We start from the raw sequence: 18,441 nt of genomic DNA, 5'->3' as shown, positions 1-18,441 counted from the left end.
TCCGCGCATGACTCACTGGAACACTGCGCAATAACTGGCGTATAAATCAAAAAAAGGTCGACAACCTTACTGAGATCCGGGTGAAATTGTCAATTAAATTGCGCGAGGCGATCAAATTACAACCGCCGCGCCGGATACCGACACGCCCACCTGCAACTCGCTTACTCCAGATACAGCGAGGCCGGCTATTGCCGGCCTCGCATACATCTGTGTGACCGGGTCAGATACCCAGCGCCTTGACGAGAGTATCCGGCGGCAGATACCCAGGCACCACAGTACCGTCTTCCATCACAATGGTGGGCGTGCCGCGCACGTCAATGACTTCGTTGCCCAGCTTGTACTGCGCAGCAACCGGGTTGTTGTTGCACACCTTGAGCGGAACGTCCTTGCGACTTTTCAGGTCGGTGAGCGTCTTGTTAGGGTCATCCGCACACCAGGCAGTGGCAATTTTACGGTATCCCACGGAGTTGAGCCCGGCGCGGGGAAAAGCCAGGTAGCGCACCTCGATTCCGCGGCGATTCAGTTCTGGCACATCGTCGTGCAGCTTGCGGCAGTAACCACAGTCTACGTCGGTGAATACATAGATGTGCGCCTTGGTCTCGCCCTTGGGAGAGAACACGATCATGTCCTTGAGATCCTGCTGGTCCATCACTTCCGCACGGTGGCGACCGCGACGCTGCTCGGACAGGTTGACCACCTGCTCGGCGCCGACCTCAAACAGGTCGCCGGCAATGAAATGCCCACCATCTTTGGACACAAACAGGACATTCCCGCCATTCACTTCCACTTCGTACAGCCCTGACAGCGGGCTTTCACGCACATCCCCGAACGTGGCATTGGGATTTCCAGCGGAAAGCTTGGCCTTGATCTGCTTGGCGACAGCGTCGTCCACCGCGGCAAAGGCAACCTGCCCGAGCAAAAGGGAGGTTGCGGCAACAAGCGCCGTCAGCGGTTTGGCAAGAAAGGTCATGATTCGGTTTGCTCCAGATTATTCGTTGTTCTGACCGCGAATGCGGACACCAGTTCCCGCCAGTATGGCACCTGTCTCCAGTATACGGACCACCAGGACGCGTTTTACTACAGACTGACCTGCGGTTCCACAACCCCGGTCGCACTAGGGGAACACTTTGCCAGGACCTGACCCCAAAATAAAAAAACCGGAGACAAGCTCCGGTTTTTTTGCATAAGAAAGACTCAGTTGAGCTTCTCTTTGATACGAGCGGCTTTACCAGTCAGGCTGCGCAGGTAGTACAGCTTGGCCTGGCGAACGTCACCGCGACGCTTCACAGCAATGCTCTCTACCAGCGGGCTGTGCGTCTGAAAGGTACGCTCAACGCCAACACCATGGGAGATTTTACGCACAGTGAAGGAGGAGTTCAGGCCGCGGTTGCGCTTGCCGATCACCACGCCTTCAAACGCCTGCAGGCGCTCGCGGTTACCTTCTTTTACCTTTACCTGCACCACTACGGTGTCGCCGGGGGCGAACTCAGGCAGTTCGGTTTTCAGCTGCTCTTGCTCCAGCTGCTGGATGATTTTGTTGGTCATTTGGAAGCCTCCAAAAGGGTTTGTGTAGCCTCACGGCTAGATCACCGAATTACTCTCGCCTCACGGCGAATCCGATATTAATTCTCGCCCCCGACCGAAGACTCCTGCAGGAATTCATCCAGCAGTTGCCTCTGTTCCGGGGTAAGCGCCAGCTTTTCCAACAGGTCTGGCCGGCGCTGTTGCGTGCGCCCCAAGGCCTGCTTGAGACGCCAGCGGCGTATTCTTTCGTGGTTCCCGGAAAGCAGAACCTCCGGAACCCGACTGCCCTGATAATCTTCAGGGCGAGTGTAATGCGGGCAGTCCAGCAAGCCCTGGGCAAAGGAATCCTCCACCGCGGACTGGTTATGCCCAAGGGCTCCGGGAATCAGCCGCGTGATGGCATCCACCATCACCATGGCCGCAAGCTCACCGCCACTGAGCACGTAGTCGCCAATGGACCACTCCTCGTCGATCCAGGACTCGACGATACGCTCATCGACGCCCTCGTAACGACCCGCCAGCAACACAAGGTTGCCGGATTGTGCGAGGTGCTCCACCCCGCCTTGATCCAACTGCCGCCCCTGAGGGGACAGATAGATCGAGCGCGCAGTGCCGGTCTCTTCCGCCCAGCTGCGCGCCTCGCGGAGCGCCTGCGACAGCGGCTCTGCCAGCATGACCATGCCGGGACCGCCGCCATAGGGCCGATCATCTACGGTGCGGTGTCTGTCGCTGGTGAAATCCCTCGGATTCCAGCAGCGTACCTCCAGCAGACCATCTTTTACCGCACGGCCGCTGATGCCGTAATCGGTCAGTGCAGCAAACATCTCCGGAAAGATACTCACCACAGCAATGCGCCTGGCCGCCATCAGAACTCGGGATCCCAGTCGACGATCATCTGTCCAGCGTCGAGGTCAACCTGCGTAATGAATTGGCCGGGCAGATAGGGAATCAGGCGCTCGCGCCCATCTTCACCACCGCGGACCACCATCACGTCGTTGGCACCGGTTTCCATCAGCCGCACCACCTCACCGAAGCGGTATTCGCGACCTTCGAACTGACTGATCACCTGCAGCCCCTGCAGTTGATGCCAGTAGTACTCACCGTCATCCAGTTGCGGCATTTCACTGCCGTCAACCGCGATATCCCGCTGGCAGAAGGTGGCCGCGATGTCGCGATCATCCACACCCTTGATATGTACGATCAGGCCTTTGCCGTGGCGCTTGCCGTCGTCGATCTCAAGAGGTTGCCAGCTCGCCTTACCTCCCTCACAGGGAGCCTGCAGCCACCAGCCGGAAAACTGCAGAATATTCTCCATCGGCTCGGTATAGGAGTGCACCTTCACCCAGCCGCGCACACCGTAGACCGCGGTGATACGCCCAACAGTGACCAGATCTTCGTTTACTAGCGAACGCTCAGCCACGGACATACCCCCGGTTACAGCCAGTCAGGAGAGATATCAGGCGGCTTCTTTCAGCAGCTTGCTGACGCGGTCAGACAGCTGAGCGCCCTGACCCACCCAGAATTCAACGCGCTCGCGGTCAACGCGCAGACGCTCTTCCTGACCGCGGGCAACCGGGTTGAAGAAACCAACACGTTCGATGAAACGACCGTCGCGGGAATTGCGGCTGTCAGTCACAGTCAGGTGATAAAAAGGGCGCTTCTTCGCACCGCCACGAGCCAAACGAATGGTTACCATGTAGCTATCCTGTAGTTTCAACACCAACCAGTCACCAGGGTGACCGGAACATTCCGCCTCACGGCGGTATTGCAGATTTTGCCGGAGCAAAATTCTGTTACTAAATCAATGTTCAGCGGCCAAGGGCCAGCTGAAAGGCGGCGTATTCTAATGTACCGATCCCGGTTTGTATAGCGCGAATAAACCCGCCGCCAAGCGCCGATACTGCGCTTACTTCTTGCGGAAACCCGGCGGCAGGCCGCCGCCCATTCCGCCCAAACCACCACCTACTCCGCCTGCACCGCCGCCCAACCCCGGCAAACCGCCGAGACCGCGCATCATTTTGCTCATGCCGCCACCTTTCAGCTTCTTCATCATTTTGCCCATCTGCTTATGCTGTTTGAGCAAGCGATTGAGATCCTGAATCTGGGTGCCGGAGCCTGCGGTGATGCGGCGCTTGCGGGAACCGGTCAGTATATCCGGGTTGCGACGCTCCTCCGGGGTCATGGATCCGATAATGGCATCCATACGGCGGAACTCCTTGCCCATATCCGCCTGTTGCGCTGCCTGAGCGAGCCCTCCCATGCCGGGGAGTTTGTCCATCAGCGCGCCGAGACCACCCATGTTCTGCATCTGCTGCAACTGGTCGCGCAGGTCTTCCAGGTCAAAGCCCTTGCCCTTTTGCACCTTCTTGACCAGCTTCTCCGCCTTGCTGCGGTCGATCTTCTGCTCGGCCTGCTCGATCAGGGAGAGAATGTCGCCCATGCCGAGAATACGCGATGCAATACGGTCGGGATGGAAGGTTTCCAACGCATCGGTCTTTTCGCCGACACCGATAAACTTGATCGGCTTGCCGGTAACGTGACGCACCGAAAGCGCGGCGCCGCCGCGGGCGTCACCATCGGCCTTGGTCAACACAACCCCCGTCAGCGGCAGCGCATCGTTGAACGCACTGGCGGTGTTCACCGCGTCTTGACCAATCATGGCGTCGATTACGAACAGGGTTTCCGCCGGCGTCAGTTCGCCGTGAAGCTCGCGGATCTCGTCCATCAACTGCTCATCGATATGCAGGCGACCAGCGGTATCCACGATCAGCACATCGGCAAACTGTTTGCGCGCGGCAGTCACCGCGCCGCGGGCGATATCCAACGGCTTCTGGTCCGGTTCGGAGGGGTAAAAAATGGCTCCGACCTCACCAGCGAGAGTTTCCAGCTGCTTGATGGCTGCCGGGCGGTAGACGTCCGCACTGACCACCATCACCTTTTTCTTTTCCCGCTCCTGCAGGTACTTGGCGAGCTTCGCCGCGCTGGTCGTTTTACCCGCACCCTGCAGGCCCGCCATCAGAATGACAGCTGGAGGCTGAACCGCGAGGTTCAGCGGTGTGGCCGCCTCCCCCATGACCTTGACCAGCTCATCCTGCACGATTTTGACGAACTGCTGCCCAGGGTTCAGCGCCTTGCTGACATGCTGCCCCACCGCAGCGGTGCGCACCTGCTGCACAAAGGCCTTGACCACCGGCAGTGCCACATCCGCCTCCAGCAGCGCCTTGCGCACTTCCCGCAGGGTGTCGCGGATGTTGTCATCCGTCAGGCGTGCCTTGCCTGTGACTTTCTTCAGTGCCGACGACAGACGGTCGCTCAGGTTATCGAACATATCACCTTCTCAAATCGTAAAAGCCTGATGGCCCGGGTGCTACCGGTCCCCGAAAACGCGGCAGTATAGCCCAGCCGGGCTTTCCAGCACAGGCGCGCTGTGACACACTGCTGGCCCGGAACTTCAAGATAAAAGACGACGGATCTACCCCGATGGCGGCTCTGGCCCACTGGATAGCAATCGCACTTTATATAGCCACTACCGTTGTAGCGGTTGCGTCCTTGTCTCGCCCATCTTCCACTTCCCGACGGCCTCTGCTGCTGGGGCTGTTCGCCTGCGCGATCATTGCCCATGCAGTATCTCTGAAATTCACCCTGCTTTCAGACCAGGGGTTTCGCTTCGATCTCGCAGCGGTGCTATCCCTGATCACCTGCTCGGTGGCTGTATTGCTTCTCTTCCTGTCACTGCGCCACCGGCTCAACCTGCTGATCCTCGCCATAGCCCCACTAGCGGCCCTGACAGAGATGGCCGCTGTTCACGCCTGGGGCGGGGTGCCGCCGCGCGCGCAGATCTCCCCGGGTATTGCCGCGCACGCCCTGTTTTCCATTTCTGCCTACTCGCTGCTGACCCTCGCCACCCTTCAGGCGATTTACCTTTACTGGCTGAATCAGCAGCTGCATAACCACCGCCCGTCGGGTATCAGTCGCCAGTTGCCACCGCTACAGACCATGGAAAGCCTACTGTTCGGGCTGATCGCCTTCGGCCAGATGCTGCTGACCGCATCACTGGTGACCGGCGCGCTGTTTGTCGACGACCTGTTTGCACAACATCTGGTGCATAAAACCGCACTGTCTATTCTCGCCTGGATTCTCTACAGCATTCTTCTGTGGGGACACTGGCAAAAAGGCTGGCGCGGCAATACCGCCGTGCGCTGGACACTGTCTGCCTTTGCGGTGCTGATGCTGGCGTTTTTTGGCAGCAAACTGGCGCTGGAAGTCATTTTCGCCCGACACTGACCGCAGCAAACTTGCGAGCACTGGCAAACTGTTCCAATATCGCCCTGATTCCATAAAAAGAGTTCCCCCTTGAACGAGATGCCCCCCGGCCTACTGTTTGCGCTGATAGGCCTGCTGATAGTTATTTCCGCTTTTTTTTCCAGTTCTGAAACCAGCATGATGGCGTTGAACCGCTACCGCCTGCGCCACCAGGCCAAGAGCGGCCATCGCGGTGCCAAGCGCGCCGTGGATCTGCTGTCGCGTCCGGACAAGCTGATTGGTGCGATCCTGATCGGCAACAACCTGGTCAATATTCTCGCCACCGCCATTACCACCGTGCTGTTCACCCGCCTCTACGGCGAGGCAGGTGTCGCCTACGCTACCGCGGCACTCACGCTCGTCATCCTGATCTTCGCAGAGGTGACACCGAAGACCATCGCCGCCCTCCACCCGGAGAAAGTTGCCTTTCCTGCGAGCCTGGCGCTGCGCCCGCTGATGTGGCTGATGGCACCTTTCGTGTGGCTGGTAGGCAGTATTTCCAACGGCCTGGCGCGGCTCGTGGGTGTGGAAGCTGGCAAAGAGTCCGAAGCCGAGCATCTGGCACCGGAAGAACTGCGCACCGTGGTATTCGAATCCGGCGCGCTGCTGCCCACAAAACACAAGGGTATGCTGCTAAATGTGTTGGATCTGGATCAGGCCACGGTGGAAGACATCATGATTCCCCGCAACGAAGTCATCGGCCTGGATCTCGACAGCTCTGCCGAGTTGATCCTGAAGCAGCTGGCGGAAAGCAGTTACACCCGTCTTCCGGTATACCGCGGGGATATCAATCATGTGGTGGGCATTCTGCACTTGCGGCGCGCCGCACAAATCCTGCGCGACGGCCCGGAAACTCTCACGGCAGAAACGCTGAAGTCACACCTAGATGAACCCTATTTCGTACCCGAGGCCACTCCCCTACCCACACTGCTGATGAATTTTCAGCAGAAGAAGCGGCGCATGGGGCTGGTCGTGGACGAGTACGGCGAGGTAATGGGGATTGTGACCCTGGAAGACCTGCTGGAAGAGATTGTCGGCGACTTTACCGCGAGCCCGGTGCCCAGTGACGATGAGGAAATCGTTGAGCAGGAGGATGGCTGGTACCTGGTGGATGGCGGAACTTCGATACGCGACATCAACCGCACCCTGCACTGGAACCTCCCCACCGATGGGCCGAAAACCTTCAACGGCCTGATCATGGAGCATCTGGAAAGCATTCCGGAAGGCAATATCAGCCTGTATATCCAAAACTATCTGATAGAAATCGTGGAAGTGTCAGACAAGATGATCACCAGCGCGCGAATCAGGAAAGTCCACGGCTGACATCGGTAAAATTTCCGCGCTACACCAGCGCCAGCTGCCGCTGCACTGGCGCAAAACTCTTACGGTGTATCGGTGTTACACCCAACTCCGCCAGAGCTGCCATATGTGCCTTGGTCGGATAGCCTTTGTGGCCGGCAAGACCGTACCCCGGATACTTCTGATCCAACAGAACCATTTCCCGGTCCCGCGTAACCTTGGCGAGAATCGACGCTGCCGCAATCGCGGCAACCCGATCATCTCCTTTTACCACCGCATCGCAAGCATAGCGCCAACTGGGTTTGCGATTGCCATCCACCAGCACGAATTCCGGTTGCACTGACAGTTGCTCAACCGCACGCTTCATTGCCAGCATACTGGCATGCAGAATGTTTAGCTGGTCGATTTCCTCGACGGTCGCGCGAGCAATGGAGAAGCTCAGCGCTTTCTCTCGGATTTCATCGAACAATACTTCGCGCCGTTTCTCGCTGAGTTTTTTCGAGTCCGCCAGGCCCTCAATTGCATTCGCCGGGTCGAGTATCACCGCGGCAGCCACCACATCCCCCGCCAGTGGACCGCGCCCGACCTCATCGACACCGGCCAGCAGCGTGCCGGTGTAGGAGCAAACATACGGAGGCAGGGATGCACTGTTCTTCATAGGGAATGTTTCCGCGAGGGGTAATGCACTGGATTGAGAGTCAGCCGTGCAGCAATTTACAGACGGCATCCGCCGCTTTTTCTGAAGCGTCGCGACGCAGTTGCTGATGCAGCTCGCTAAACTCCCGACGCAGGCGATCGCCGAGCAGGGGGTCATCAAAATAGTTCAACAGCGCCGCCCCCAGTGCTTCCGGAGTCGCATCGTCCTGAAGAATTTCCGGTACCAGCTCGCGCTGCGCCAACAGATTCGGCAGAGAAACCCAAGGGGTATGCAGCATTCGCGAAAAAATCGCATAGGTGAGCGGCGCCATTTTATAGGCCACCACCATTGGCTTGTTCATCAACATGGTTTCAAGAGTGGCGGTACCCGACGCAATCAATACCGCGTCGGCGGCAGCCAATGCCTGCTGGGAGTTGCCATCCAGTACGGTTAGCGGAAGCGCCTCGATACCTGCCAACTGCGACAGTTGCTGCTCAATTTGCGCCTTGCGATCCGGGCTCGCCGCCGGCAGCACAAACTTCAGACCAGGGCGCCGCTGAGAACACCAGAGTGCCGCCTGCAGGAACAACGGCCCCAACAACCGGACCTCGCCACCGCGACTGCCGGGCAGTAGCGCGACGACCTCATCTTCCGGAGCAAACCCGAGCGCCTGTCTCGCTGCCGCCACATCGACATCCAGCGGAATCTCATCGGCCAACGGGTGGCCGACAAACGTTACCGGTACCTGATGTTCGCGATAAAAATCCGCTTCAAACGGCAACAGCGTAAGCATATGGTCCACGGCGCGGGCGATCTTCTTTATCCGCCCCTGACGCCAGGCCCACACGGATGGGCTGACATAATGCACCGTGGGGATGCCCGCGGAGCGCAGCGCCTCCTCAAGCCCCAGATTGAAATCCGGTGAATCAATACCGATAAAAACATCAGGAGGATCGGCGAGAAAATTCTCGCGCAGAGTGCGGCGAATACGGAGCAGCTCGGGAAGACGCTTCAGCGGCTCCACCAGCCCCATGACAGACAACCGGTCCATCGGGAACAGGGATTCCGCGCCCAGTGCCAGCATACGAGGGCCGGCAATACCGCGCACCTCCACGGCGGAAAAACGTTTCTTGAGCGCCGCAATCAGGCCCGCACCGAGAATATCGCCTGAAGCCTCTCCGGCCAGAATACCAACCCGCAATGTGCGCGCTTCCGACCCTGGCACCTTCAACGGACTATTCCGCGCGTAGAATTTTGCAGAGAATCTATCCATGGCTGGATCACCGCGGATTCCTGCCGCAACTGCAGCAAAGACTCCAATGCCTCATCGGTGGTCAAACCGCGGCGGTAAACGACTTTATAAGCGCGATTGATCAGCGCGATGTCCTCACGACTAAATCCCCGGCGCCGCAGGCCTTCAGAATTGATCGTCTTGGCCTCCGCGGGATTGCCTGCCACCATCACATAGGCGGGCACATCCTTGCCAACACCGCATCCCATTCCGGTAAATGCGTGCTCACCAATGGTGCAGTACTGGTGAACAAGGGTATAACCACTGAGGATAGCCCAGTCGCCTACATGCACATGCCCCGCAAGCGCCACATTGTTGACGAGGATGGTGTGATTGCCGATCACGCTGTCATGGCCAATATGCGCATAGGCCATCAGCAGATTGCCGTCACCGATTGTAGTCTCACCTCGGTCCTGCACTGTACCGCGGTGAATAGTGACGCCTTCGCGAATCACATTGTCATCACCAATCACCAGTGTGGTGGGCTCTCCCTGATATTTCTTGTCCGGGGTGTCCTGCCCCACAGTGGCAAACTGGTAAATGCGATTGTTTTTGCCCAATTTTGTCGGCCCACTGAGCACGACGTGGGAGGCAATCTCACACCCATCACCAATCTCGACATCCGGCCCGACCACACTGTAGGGGCCGATGTGCACACCTTCGCCAATTTTTGCCGAGTCATCGACGATGGCGGTCGGATGAATACTCGTCTGCATTCTGTGGTTATCTCCTCACCGATTTGGGCCGCGCAACATCGTAAAATCTGTCCGCGCAAATCGCTGTTTTATCGCAACCCGTCATTCACTGGCAGCAGCTCAGATTTTTTTAACTGCGCACAGAATATCTGCGGCTGCCGCCAGCTCGCCATCTACACTCGCCTTTCCGGAGAACTTCCAGATACCGCGACGCTCGGAAACCACTTCCGATTCCAGCTGCAGGCGGTCCCCCGGTACGACCTGACGCTTGAAACGCACATTGTCGATACCGGCAAACAAGTACAGATAACCGTCTTCCGGCTTCTGCCCCAATGTTTTAAACCCGAGAATGCCGGAAACCTGAGCCAGAGCCTCCACAATCATTACACCCGGGAAAATTGGCATTGCCGGGAAGTGGCCATTGAAGACCTCTTCATTGATTGAGATGTTTTTATAGCCCTTGATCGACTTGCCTTCCTCCAGCTCGACGACACGATCTACCAAAAGAAAAGGGTAGCGGTGCGGAAGGTATTGACGAATTTCCTGAACGTCCATCATGACGAATTGTCCCCAGAAACCACTTCGGGGCGCCGAACGCCCCGAATCTGCTAAAAAATCTGATTGTTTGAAACCGGCAAAAAATCCGGATTCTAATTCCTGTCACCTGGCGGTGTACTGCCCGCCTTATGGTCGAGGCTGCCCGCAAGCGTCTTTTCGAGCTCACCCAGACGCCGGGCCATCTGATCCAGCTGCCCGAAGCGCACCGCATTCCGCCGCCATGAGCGACTATCGGAAAATGGCGTGCCACTCGAGTAGGAGCCGGCCTCATCTATGGACTTGGTCACCAGTGTGCGGGCACTAACATGACTATGATCGGCAATAGTGACGTGGCCGACAATACCGGCGCCACCAGCAATGGTGCAGTGTTTGCCGATAACGGCACTACCCGCAACGGCGGAGCATGCCGCCATGGCTGTATAGTCACCAATTTGCACATTGTGCGCGATCTGCACCATGTTGTCGATCTTCACCCCGCGCCCGATCACCGTATTTCCCAGCGCGCCGCGGTCGATACAGGTGCAGGCCCCAATCTCCACTTCATCGGCAATTTCCACACCGCCGAGCTGGTGGATCTTGACCCAGCGCCCCTCGCTCGGTGCAAAACCGAAACCATCGGCGCCGATAACAGTGTTGCTGTGCACACTACAGTCGGCACCGATAAAGCAGCCATGATATATGACAACATTGGGGTAAAGCCGTGAACGGGCACCGATTTCGCTGCCCTCACCCACCACACACCCGGGGCCGATCACCGCGTACTCGGCGACCTTCGCATGGGCTTCGATAACCACACCCGGACCAATAAATGCGGTGCTGTGTACTTCCGCGCTGGGATGTACGCTGGCACTTGTATCTATACCGGCGGCATATTGCGGGGTACTGTCGTAAATCGCCGTTGCACGTGCGAATGCGTGATACGGGTTCGCCACCACCAGCGCCGTTACCGGGCAGGATTCCGCGTGCTCAGGTGACACCAGCACCGCGCAGGCGCGCGTGCTGGTGAGAAAACGCCGGTAGTTGGCACTAGCCAGAAAGCTGACTTCATACTGACTGGCATCCTGCAGCGTACTGAGGCCTGCGGGCACCAGATCACCACTGACTCCAGCAGCCAGACGCAGCTCGGCGCCCAGTATTTCAGCCAACTGAGCCAGCGTTGGCTGTTCGCTCATGGATTTTTTCACCGATGGGAAATTATTTCGCAGCGTTCAGACGCTTGACCAGCTCTTCGGTCAGGTTGGCACCATCACCCGCATAAACGGCCGCACTGGCATCCAGCACCAGATCCAGTTTGCGCTCTTTGATCACGGCTTCCAGTGCTTCCTTGGCCTTCGGCAGGAGATCCTTTTGCAGATCCTGCACCGCCTGCCCTTCCATTGCGCGCAACTTTTTAACCGCAGTTTCAAAGTCTGAGCGCTTGAAGTTCATCTTGCGCTGCTCTTCCGCTTTTTTCTCCTCAGACCAGGTCACGCCATTCTTCTGTGCGTCTTCGGCCATTTTCTGCACCTCTGCGCGGATGTTTTCCGCACTGTTCTGCAGCTGAGAGTACTCGGAACTGGTCTTGAGGGCATTGATTTTCGCGCTCGCCTTTTCTGTGCTCATGATCGCGGCCTGGATGTTGACTACCGCCACCTTGGTTTGCGCAGACGCAGCACCAGCAAACAGCAGACCGACCAACAGAATTGCACCAGCTTTTGCAAATTTGAACACGTTTACTCTCCGTAACTTATAAATTTAGGTGCACAAAAAGGCGCACATTATTATCAGAACCGCCGGCCGCCCCACACAAAACCCCAAGCGGGACAGCGGCACCCCCTTATCAGAAACTGTTACCCAGCGAGAACTGGAACACTTCCACATCGTCGTCTTCGTTCTCACGCAGCGCCTTGGCCAGGCTGAAGGTGAGAGGGCCGAACCCGGTAATCCAGGTCAGGCCGATACCCGCCGAGACATTCAGGTGATCGACGTCGATATCGTAACAGTTAAGCTGGGTGGCGCCACAGCTTGTATCGAATACGTTACCCGCGTCGATAAAAAACGCCGACTGCATGGAGCGCTGATCTTTCACGAAAGGAATCGGGAAGATCACCTCAGCGCTGCCTTCCACCAGGATATTGCCACCGAATGGATCGGGGCGGCGATTAGAGGAATAAGTTTTCAGTTCTCCGGTAGTCTCATCGAGCAAATAACAGCTCTTGGTCACAGCCCCCTCAGCATCAATCGCACAGGCTACCTCATCATAAAATTCTGCCGGAGTAGAGCGCGGTCCGAGTGTGTTGCGCTCGAAGCCGCGCACCGAGCCGAAACCACCGCCATAGAAATTTTCAAAGAACGGCAACTCGCCGGTGTCCCCGTAACCGTTCGCGTAGCCCAGGCGAGTGCGCAGCCGCAGCGTCAGATCCTTGGTCAGCGGGCGAAAATACTGCGCGGTATAAATGAACTTGTAATACTCCAGATCCCCGCCGGGCAATGCAATCTCCATCGACGCCTGCTGCGACGCACCGCGGGTGGCGAGAATACCGCGGTTCAGGGTCGAACGTGCATAGGAAGTGGTGAGTGACCAGGAGTCAAATTCATCGCCGTACAGATCAACAAAGCCATCGAAGTTCGTATTCAACAGATCAGGGCCCAACGGCATACTCAGGTCGAGCGCAACATCATCAGCATCGGCCTCAGCAAGCTCTGCTAAAATTGCCTCCCTACTCCCAGCCACTTCAGCAGTCACACCGCTAAGCGGACGAGGGCTGGCCACAATCTCCTGCACCGAACTGCTATGGGTGCTCAACTCCAAATGGTTGAAACCGATATTCAGACCGATACGGGAAATTTCCGAAATGGGGTAACCGAAGCTCAACCCCGCGCCATAAGTGGTGGTGTTATAGCTGGACAGGTTGATCTCGGAGTAGTCGCGCTCCTGGTAGAACACGTTGAAGCCGCGGCTGACGCCGTCGGGCGTAAAATAAGGATCGGTGTAGGAGAAGTTGAGCACCGTCTGGTACTTGGAGGTGTTTACCGCAAAACCGACGGATTTACCGGTGCCCAGCCAGTTGTTTTCCTGCACATTGGCCCCGAGCACCAGGCCACTGCCCTGGGCGTAACCCACGGTGCCACCGATAGAGCCGGAGGGCTGCTCTTCTACGGTGTACTCCACGTCGATCTGGTCAGAGGTGCCGGGTACCTCGGTGGTTTCCACCTGCACTTCTTTGAAGTAGCCAAGGCGCTCGAGGCGCACCTTGGACTGTTCAATACGTGCGGAGGATGCAGAAGCGGACTCCATCTGCCGCATTTCCCGGCGCAGTACATCATCAGAGGTCCGGGTGTTGCCGCGGAAATTGATGCGGCGCACATAGGCGCGCTTGCCCGGGTCGATAAAGAAGGTAACCTTGACGGTTTTGTCTTCTTCGTTGGCTTCGGGCATACCGTTCACTTCTGCGAAGGTGTAACCCTCATTACCCAAGCGCTTGGTGATGTAATCCGAAGTGGTGGTCATCAATACCTGAGAAAAGGTCTGCCCCTTGCGCACCAGCAGCAGGCGGCGGATCTCTTCTTCTGACACCACCGGGTCACCGGCAAGCTCCACATCGGAAACGGTGTAGACATCGCCCTCGGTGATATTAACGGTGATAAAAACACTTTTCTTGTCCGGGCTCAGCGACACCTGGGTGGAGTCGATCTTGAACTCGAGATAGCCACGGTCGAGATAGTAGGATTCGAGCCGTTCAAGGTCGCCGGTCAGTTTTTCCCGCGAGTATTTGTCGTCGCTGTTCAACCATGACAACCAGCCAGTGGTCTGCAGCTCGAAAATTTCACCCAGCTCGTCATCGGAGAAAGCCTGGTTGCCCACCACATTAATGTGCTTGATTGCGGCAACAGAACCCTCGTCCACCACCACTTTCAGCTCTACCTGATTGCGCGGCAGCTCCTTCACCTCGGTGGTAACGCTGGCGCCATAGCGACCCTGGGCGACATACTGGCGCTGCAGCTCCTGGGCCAGACCCTCGAGCGTCGCACGCTTGAATATCTGGCCTTCCGCAAGACCGTTATCATTCATGCCCTTCAGCAGGTCTTCGGTCTTGATCGCCTTGTTACCGGTAATTTCAATCTTGGAAATGGCCGGGCGTTCGCGCACGGTGATAACCAGCACCCCGTTCTCGCGGCCAATCTGGATATCCTGAAAGTATCCGGTGCGAAACAGCGCGCGGGTAGCACTCTGAATCTCCACGCTCTCGACCTGATCGCCCACCCGTACCGGGAGTGCCGCGAACACGGTGCCGGCGGAAACCCGCTGCAGACCCTCTACGCGAATATCGTTGACCACAAACGACTGGGCATAGGCAGTAATTGGCAGAGCCAGGCCGAGCGAAGCCGCTTTCAGGAAATTTTTCATCTACTAATTCCGAGTTTTTATTCGCAATTCCAGCCGGGCGTCGGGCCCGTTCATTTCTCGCGTGCCTTCAGGCACCCGTATATGACAACTAAAGTCGAAGAATGTCGTTGTACAACGCCAACGCCATGATGCCCAACACCATGGCCATGCCCACCTGCAGGCCAATCATCTGCACCCGCTCGGAAACTGGCGAGCCTTTGACGGCTTCGATGCCGTAGTAAAGCAGATGTCCGCCATCCAGTACCGGAATGGGCAGCAGGTTCAACACTCCGAGACTGATGCTCAACAATGCCAGCAGAGACAGGAATGACTGCCAACCGGCGTCCGCCGAAGTGCCGGCCACTTTAGCAATCGTGATTGGGCCACTCAAGTTGCGGGTCGAAAGCTGCCCGAACAGCAATTTTTTCAGGCTGTCGAGGGTGAAAAGTGTTTTGTCCCAGGTTTCCTTCAGGCCCTTGTTGAGCGCACTCAATACACCATAGTGATAGCGACGCACCTTCTCTTCCGGCCAAGATGCAGCGACCGGAGCCACACCAACACGCCCGATCGTCTCGCCGCCATCCACTTCGACCAAATCAGGAGTGACAGTCAGCGCCTGTTCCACACCATCCCGCACCACGGTCACCTGAACCGGCTGCTGCGGATGCGCCTTGATGTAACTGGTCCAGTCATCCCAGGTGGAGAACGCCTGCCCGTCTGTGGCCACAATCTCATCACCCACCCGCAAGCCACCCTGCTCCGCTGGGCTGCCGGGCATCACCTGAGACAGTTTCATACTGGCCTCAGGCACCCACAGTGACAAACCGATCTCTTCCAGCGGGTCAGGCACCTCGCGCCCTGCCAGCCAGCGGTCGATATCCGCATACATGTGGTATTCCAGGGAGGAATCCGGATAGCGCACGGAAAACTTGATATGTCCGCTGTCACCAAGGCGGTTAGCCAGGCGCCAGTTCAACGCCTGCCAAGTGGGTGTGGGCTCGTCGTCGACTGCGAGGATTTCCTGCCCCGGCTCCAGACCGGCGACCGCCGCCAGGCTGCCGGCTTCCACATCGCCAACCACCGGTACCGGGCCGGAAGTGCCGCCGAGGAACACGCCCCAGAACAGCACAATTGCGAGTAGAAAATTGGCAATGGGGCCCGCCGCCGCAATGGCCATACGCGCCCACACGCTTTTGCGATTGAAGGCCCGATCCAGTTCCGCCGGTGCCACTGCCCCCTCGCGCTCGTCCAGCATTTTGACGTAGCCGCCGAGGGGAATCGCGGAAATAGTGAATTCAGTGCCATGGCGATCGTAGCGGGAAACCAACCGGCGACCGAAGCCGATAGAGAAGCGCAGCACCTTGACGCCACACCAGCGCGCCACGATGAAGTGGCCAAACTCGTGAAAGCTCACCAGTACGCCGAGGGCTACCAGGGCCCAGACTGCAGTCTGTAAGAAATCTAGCATGGTGTCAGTTTACTTTGATCTCGTTTGCGGGCTCGGTGCGCCCCCATGGGCGCCGTACAACTCTGCCAACACTTCCACTGCCCGTTTACGAGCACTCTGATCAGCCAATTCGACTGCATCCAGGTCTGTCAGTTCAACCACTTGCGTGGTTTTCATGACCTTTTCGATGAGCCGCGCTATCCCGGTAAACGGTAGTTCGCCGGCAAGGAAAGCGTCTACAGCAATTTCATTGGCGGCATTCAGGGTGGTCGGCGCACTACCGCCGGCCTCCATGGCTTCGCGCGCCAGCTTCAGGCATGGGAACCGGGACTCATCCGGTGCCTCGAAATCCAGATGCCCCTGAGCAATCAGGTCCAGCGCGGCAACCCCGCTGTCGATACGCTCTGGAAATGCCAGCGCGTGCGCAATCGGCGTGCGCATATCCGGGTTGCCCATCTGCGCCAGAAGCGAACCGTCCCGGTATTGCACCATGGAGTGCACAATACTCTGCGGATGCACCACCACCTGGATTTCTGCGGGAGTGGCGTGGAAAAGATAGCAGGCTTCGATAAATTCCAGCCCCTTGTTCATCATGGTGGCGGAATCCACGGAAATCTTGCGCCCCATGGACCAGTTCGGATGCCGGCATGCCTGCTCCGGCGTCACGGAATCCAGTGCCGCCAGGTCCGTGGTGCGGAAAGGTCCACCGGAGCCAGTCAGCAGAATCCGCTCCACACCGGCGCCGCCAAGGCCGTCGAAGGGGTAAGGCAGGCACTGGAATATCGCGTTGTGTTCACTGTCGATGGGCAGCAGTTGGGCGCCGCTCTCCTCCAGGGCCGCCATAAACAGCGGCCCAGCCATGACCAGGGATTCTTTGTTTGCCAGCAGAACTTTCTTGCCAGCGCGCACTGCCGCCATCGTCGGTTGCAAGCCGGCGGCCCCCACGATGGCCGCCATTACAATCGCCACCGCATCGTCTGACGCTACCCGGCAAAGGGCGTCAACGCCGCTCAGGACTTCGGTCGCGAGATTGTCGGCCTGCAATGCAAGACGCAGCTGCGCGGCCTTGTCATCGTCCAGCACGACCGCATAGCGCGGAGAAAAACGCCGGCACTGCTGCGCCAACTGCTCGATACGGTCGCGGGCGGTGAGCGCGTACACCGAGTACTTCTGCGGATGACGCGCCAGCACATCCAGAGTGCTGACGCCGATGGAACCGGTTGACCCGAGAACACAGACAGGTTGCGGAAGGGTGGAATACATTGAACGAATAACCTCAGCGGCCCGACCGGACAGTGGTTGACACTGCCAGTGTGGAGCCGAATCTCGTCGGCGGGGATGGCTGCCTGGGATCTACAGACAAACGCTTGCCCCGCTTAGCAGATGCCACGCACAGATATCCAATCACAGGTACTTGGGCAGTTCGCTGGCCAACGCCGCCATGGTAAATACAGGCAGGGCTGCGGTGAGACTGTCGAGCCGATCCAGAATACCGCCGTGTCCGGGCAAAATCCGGCTGCTGTCCTTGATCCCACGGTGGCGCTTGAACATGCTCTCCACCAGATCGCCGATCACGGATGCTAGCGCGGTAACCAGCACACCGAAGGTGAACAGCACAGTATTTTTCGCCGGCAGGTCAAACGCAAAAGACACCACCAGCGCGAGTATCAGACAGGCGGCCAGCCCCCCGAAAAAACCCTCCCAGGATTTACCCGGGCTCACCTCTCGGGCGAGTTTGTGCTTGCCATACTTGCGGCCGACGAAATAGGCCCCTACGTCGGCAGCCACCACCACTGCCACAACAAACAGTACCAGCCAGGCGCCGTGCTCAAGTCCCTGGAGAATTACAACCGATAGCCATGCCGGCACCAGCACCACCAGCCCGATCAGTCCGCGTGCCCAGCGATTACCCCAAAGCATGGCGCTGGCGGGATATCCCTGCACCCAGAGAAATGCCAGTGCCCACCAGCCACAGGCCACCGCAAGAATCTGGCGCGCGCGGTCGATATCCGGACTTGTGAACTCGAAGTTGAAAACGTAACGGGCAGTACCGATAAGTGCGGCACCGAGGGCACCGAGGAATACAAAGCGCAGCGCACGGTTCAGGTTTGAAAGGTTCGCCCACTCCCAGCCCCCTAGCAGAATGATTGCCGCTACCGCGATCGCAAACCACTGCATGGGCACAAAGAACAGCAACCCGAGGAACAGAGCAACCAACACCAGCGCGGTAATTATTCTTTGTTTTAGCACCGTTTAACCCTTGATCAGTTCAATCTGGCAGCCAGAAGAGCACGCCTGAAGCATCCGCCGAAACCTGTGTTC

18 protein-coding genes are annotated in these 18,441 nt (G+C 58.0%); 2 read left to right on the top strand and 16 right to left on the bottom strand.

The window, feature by feature from the left end:
* Positions 1 to 220: 220 nt before the first annotated feature.
* From GNX18_RS02420 to ffh, 6 genes are all read right to left on the bottom strand, one after another.
* Complete coding sequence (locus tag GNX18_RS02420) at positions 221 to 970, bottom strand: DsbC family protein (RefSeq protein WP_138236546.1); 750 nt, start codon at positions 968 to 970, stop codon at positions 221 to 223.
* Positions 971 to 1,194: 224 nt separating this feature from the next.
* On the bottom strand, positions 1,195 to 1,545 hold the full coding sequence (rplS, locus tag GNX18_RS02415; RefSeq protein WP_166215224.1) for a 50S ribosomal protein L19: 351 nt from the start codon (positions 1,543 to 1,545) through the stop codon (positions 1,195 to 1,197).
* Between the two features lie 77 nt (positions 1,546 to 1,622).
* The gene (trmD, locus tag GNX18_RS02410; protein ID WP_166215222.1) at positions 1,623 to 2,390 is read right to left on the bottom strand and encodes a tRNA (guanosine(37)-N1)-methyltransferase TrmD; all 768 of its coding nucleotides are present in this window, start codon (positions 2,388 to 2,390) and stop codon (positions 1,623 to 1,625) included.
* Complete coding sequence (rimM, locus tag GNX18_RS02405; protein WP_166215220.1) at positions 2,390 to 2,950, bottom strand: ribosome maturation factor RimM; 561 nt, start codon at positions 2,948 to 2,950, stop codon at positions 2,390 to 2,392. The genes trmD and rimM overlap by 1 nt, the downstream gene beginning before the upstream one ends.
* 30 nt (positions 2,951 to 2,980) lie before the next feature.
* A complete protein-coding gene (gene rpsP, locus GNX18_RS02400; RefSeq protein WP_138236542.1) occupies positions 2,981 to 3,220 on the bottom strand; it encodes a 30S ribosomal protein S16 in 240 nt (79 codons plus the stop codon).
* 210 nt (positions 3,221 to 3,430) lie between these two features.
* Positions 3,431 to 4,852: a signal recognition particle protein gene (ffh, locus tag GNX18_RS02395; RefSeq protein ID WP_166215218.1), complete on the bottom strand. Its 1,422-nt coding sequence runs from the start codon at positions 4,850 to 4,852 to the stop codon at positions 3,431 to 3,433.
* 221 nt (positions 4,853 to 5,073) lie between these two features.
* Here ffh and GNX18_RS02390 point away from each other — a divergent pair, with 221 nt between their 5' ends.
* Together GNX18_RS02390 and GNX18_RS02385 are read left to right on the top strand one after the other, a co-directional pair.
* On the top strand, positions 5,074 to 5,808 hold the full coding sequence (locus tag GNX18_RS02390) for an inner membrane protein YpjD (RefSeq protein ID WP_240914173.1): 735 nt from the start codon (positions 5,074 to 5,076) through the stop codon (positions 5,806 to 5,808).
* A gap of 69 nt (positions 5,809 to 5,877) precedes the next feature.
* On the top strand, positions 5,878 to 7,149 hold the full coding sequence (locus tag GNX18_RS02385) for an HlyC/CorC family transporter (RefSeq protein WP_371808083.1): 1,272 nt from the start codon (positions 5,878 to 5,880) through the stop codon (positions 7,147 to 7,149).
* A gap of 19 nt (positions 7,150 to 7,168) precedes the next feature.
* Here GNX18_RS02385 and rnhB read toward each other — a convergent pair whose 3' ends face one another.
* The 10 genes from rnhB to GNX18_RS02335 all read right to left on the bottom strand — a co-directional run bounded on the left by rnhB (position 7,169) and on the right by GNX18_RS02335 (position 18,369).
* Complete coding sequence (rnhB, locus tag GNX18_RS02380; RefSeq protein WP_166215214.1) at positions 7,169 to 7,783, bottom strand: ribonuclease HII; 615 nt, start codon at positions 7,781 to 7,783, stop codon at positions 7,169 to 7,171.
* Between the two features lie 40 nt (positions 7,784 to 7,823).
* Positions 7,824 to 8,993, bottom strand: coding sequence for a lipid-A-disaccharide synthase (lpxB, locus tag GNX18_RS02375; RefSeq protein ID WP_240914172.1), 1,170 nt, complete (start codon positions 8,991 to 8,993; stop codon positions 7,824 to 7,826).
* Complete coding sequence (gene lpxA, locus GNX18_RS02370) at positions 8,990 to 9,769, bottom strand: acyl-ACP--UDP-N-acetylglucosamine O-acyltransferase (protein WP_138236537.1); 780 nt, start codon at positions 9,767 to 9,769, stop codon at positions 8,990 to 8,992. The genes lpxB and lpxA overlap by 4 nt, the downstream gene beginning before the upstream one ends.
* A gap of 99 nt (positions 9,770 to 9,868) precedes the next feature.
* Positions 9,869 to 10,306, bottom strand: a complete 438-nt coding sequence (gene fabZ, locus GNX18_RS02365) for a 3-hydroxyacyl-ACP dehydratase FabZ (RefSeq protein WP_138236536.1) — start codon at positions 10,304 to 10,306, stop codon at positions 9,869 to 9,871.
* 92 nt (positions 10,307 to 10,398) lie between these two features.
* On the bottom strand, positions 10,399 to 11,478 hold the full coding sequence (gene lpxD / locus GNX18_RS02360) for a UDP-3-O-(3-hydroxymyristoyl)glucosamine N-acyltransferase (protein WP_166215210.1): 1,080 nt from the start codon (positions 11,476 to 11,478) through the stop codon (positions 10,399 to 10,401).
* Between the two features lie 22 nt (positions 11,479 to 11,500).
* Complete coding sequence (locus GNX18_RS02355; protein WP_138236534.1) at positions 11,501 to 12,016, bottom strand: OmpH family outer membrane protein; 516 nt, start codon at positions 12,014 to 12,016, stop codon at positions 11,501 to 11,503.
* A 109-nt stretch (positions 12,017 to 12,125) separates the two neighbouring features.
* Entirely contained in the window at positions 12,126 to 14,693 is a 2,568-nt protein-coding gene (bamA, locus tag GNX18_RS02350) for an outer membrane protein assembly factor BamA (protein WP_166215208.1), read from the bottom strand.
* Between the two features lie 88 nt (positions 14,694 to 14,781).
* Positions 14,782 to 16,140 (bottom strand): RIP metalloprotease RseP, encoded by a 1,359-nt coding sequence (rseP, locus tag GNX18_RS02345; protein WP_138236532.1) that lies wholly within the window; start codon positions 16,138 to 16,140, stop codon positions 14,782 to 14,784.
* A 9-nt stretch (positions 16,141 to 16,149) separates the two neighbouring features.
* On the bottom strand, positions 16,150 to 17,382 hold the full coding sequence (gene ispC, locus GNX18_RS02340; RefSeq protein ID WP_166215206.1) for a 1-deoxy-D-xylulose-5-phosphate reductoisomerase: 1,233 nt from the start codon (positions 17,380 to 17,382) through the stop codon (positions 16,150 to 16,152).
* A 141-nt stretch (positions 17,383 to 17,523) separates the two neighbouring features.
* The gene (locus GNX18_RS02335) at positions 17,524 to 18,369 is read right to left on the bottom strand and encodes a phosphatidate cytidylyltransferase (RefSeq protein WP_138236530.1); all 846 of its coding nucleotides are present in this window, start codon (positions 18,367 to 18,369) and stop codon (positions 17,524 to 17,526) included.
* Between the last annotated feature and the right edge of the window lie 72 nt (positions 18,370 to 18,441).

Origin of the sequence: Microbulbifer sp. SH-1, from assembly GCF_011326135.1 — a bacterium.
Lineage (GTDB): Bacteria > Pseudomonadota > Gammaproteobacteria > Pseudomonadales > Cellvibrionaceae > Microbulbifer > Microbulbifer harenosus.
Note: the sequence above shows the minus strand (reverse complement) of the source record. Positions and strands in the feature narration are given on the sequence as shown.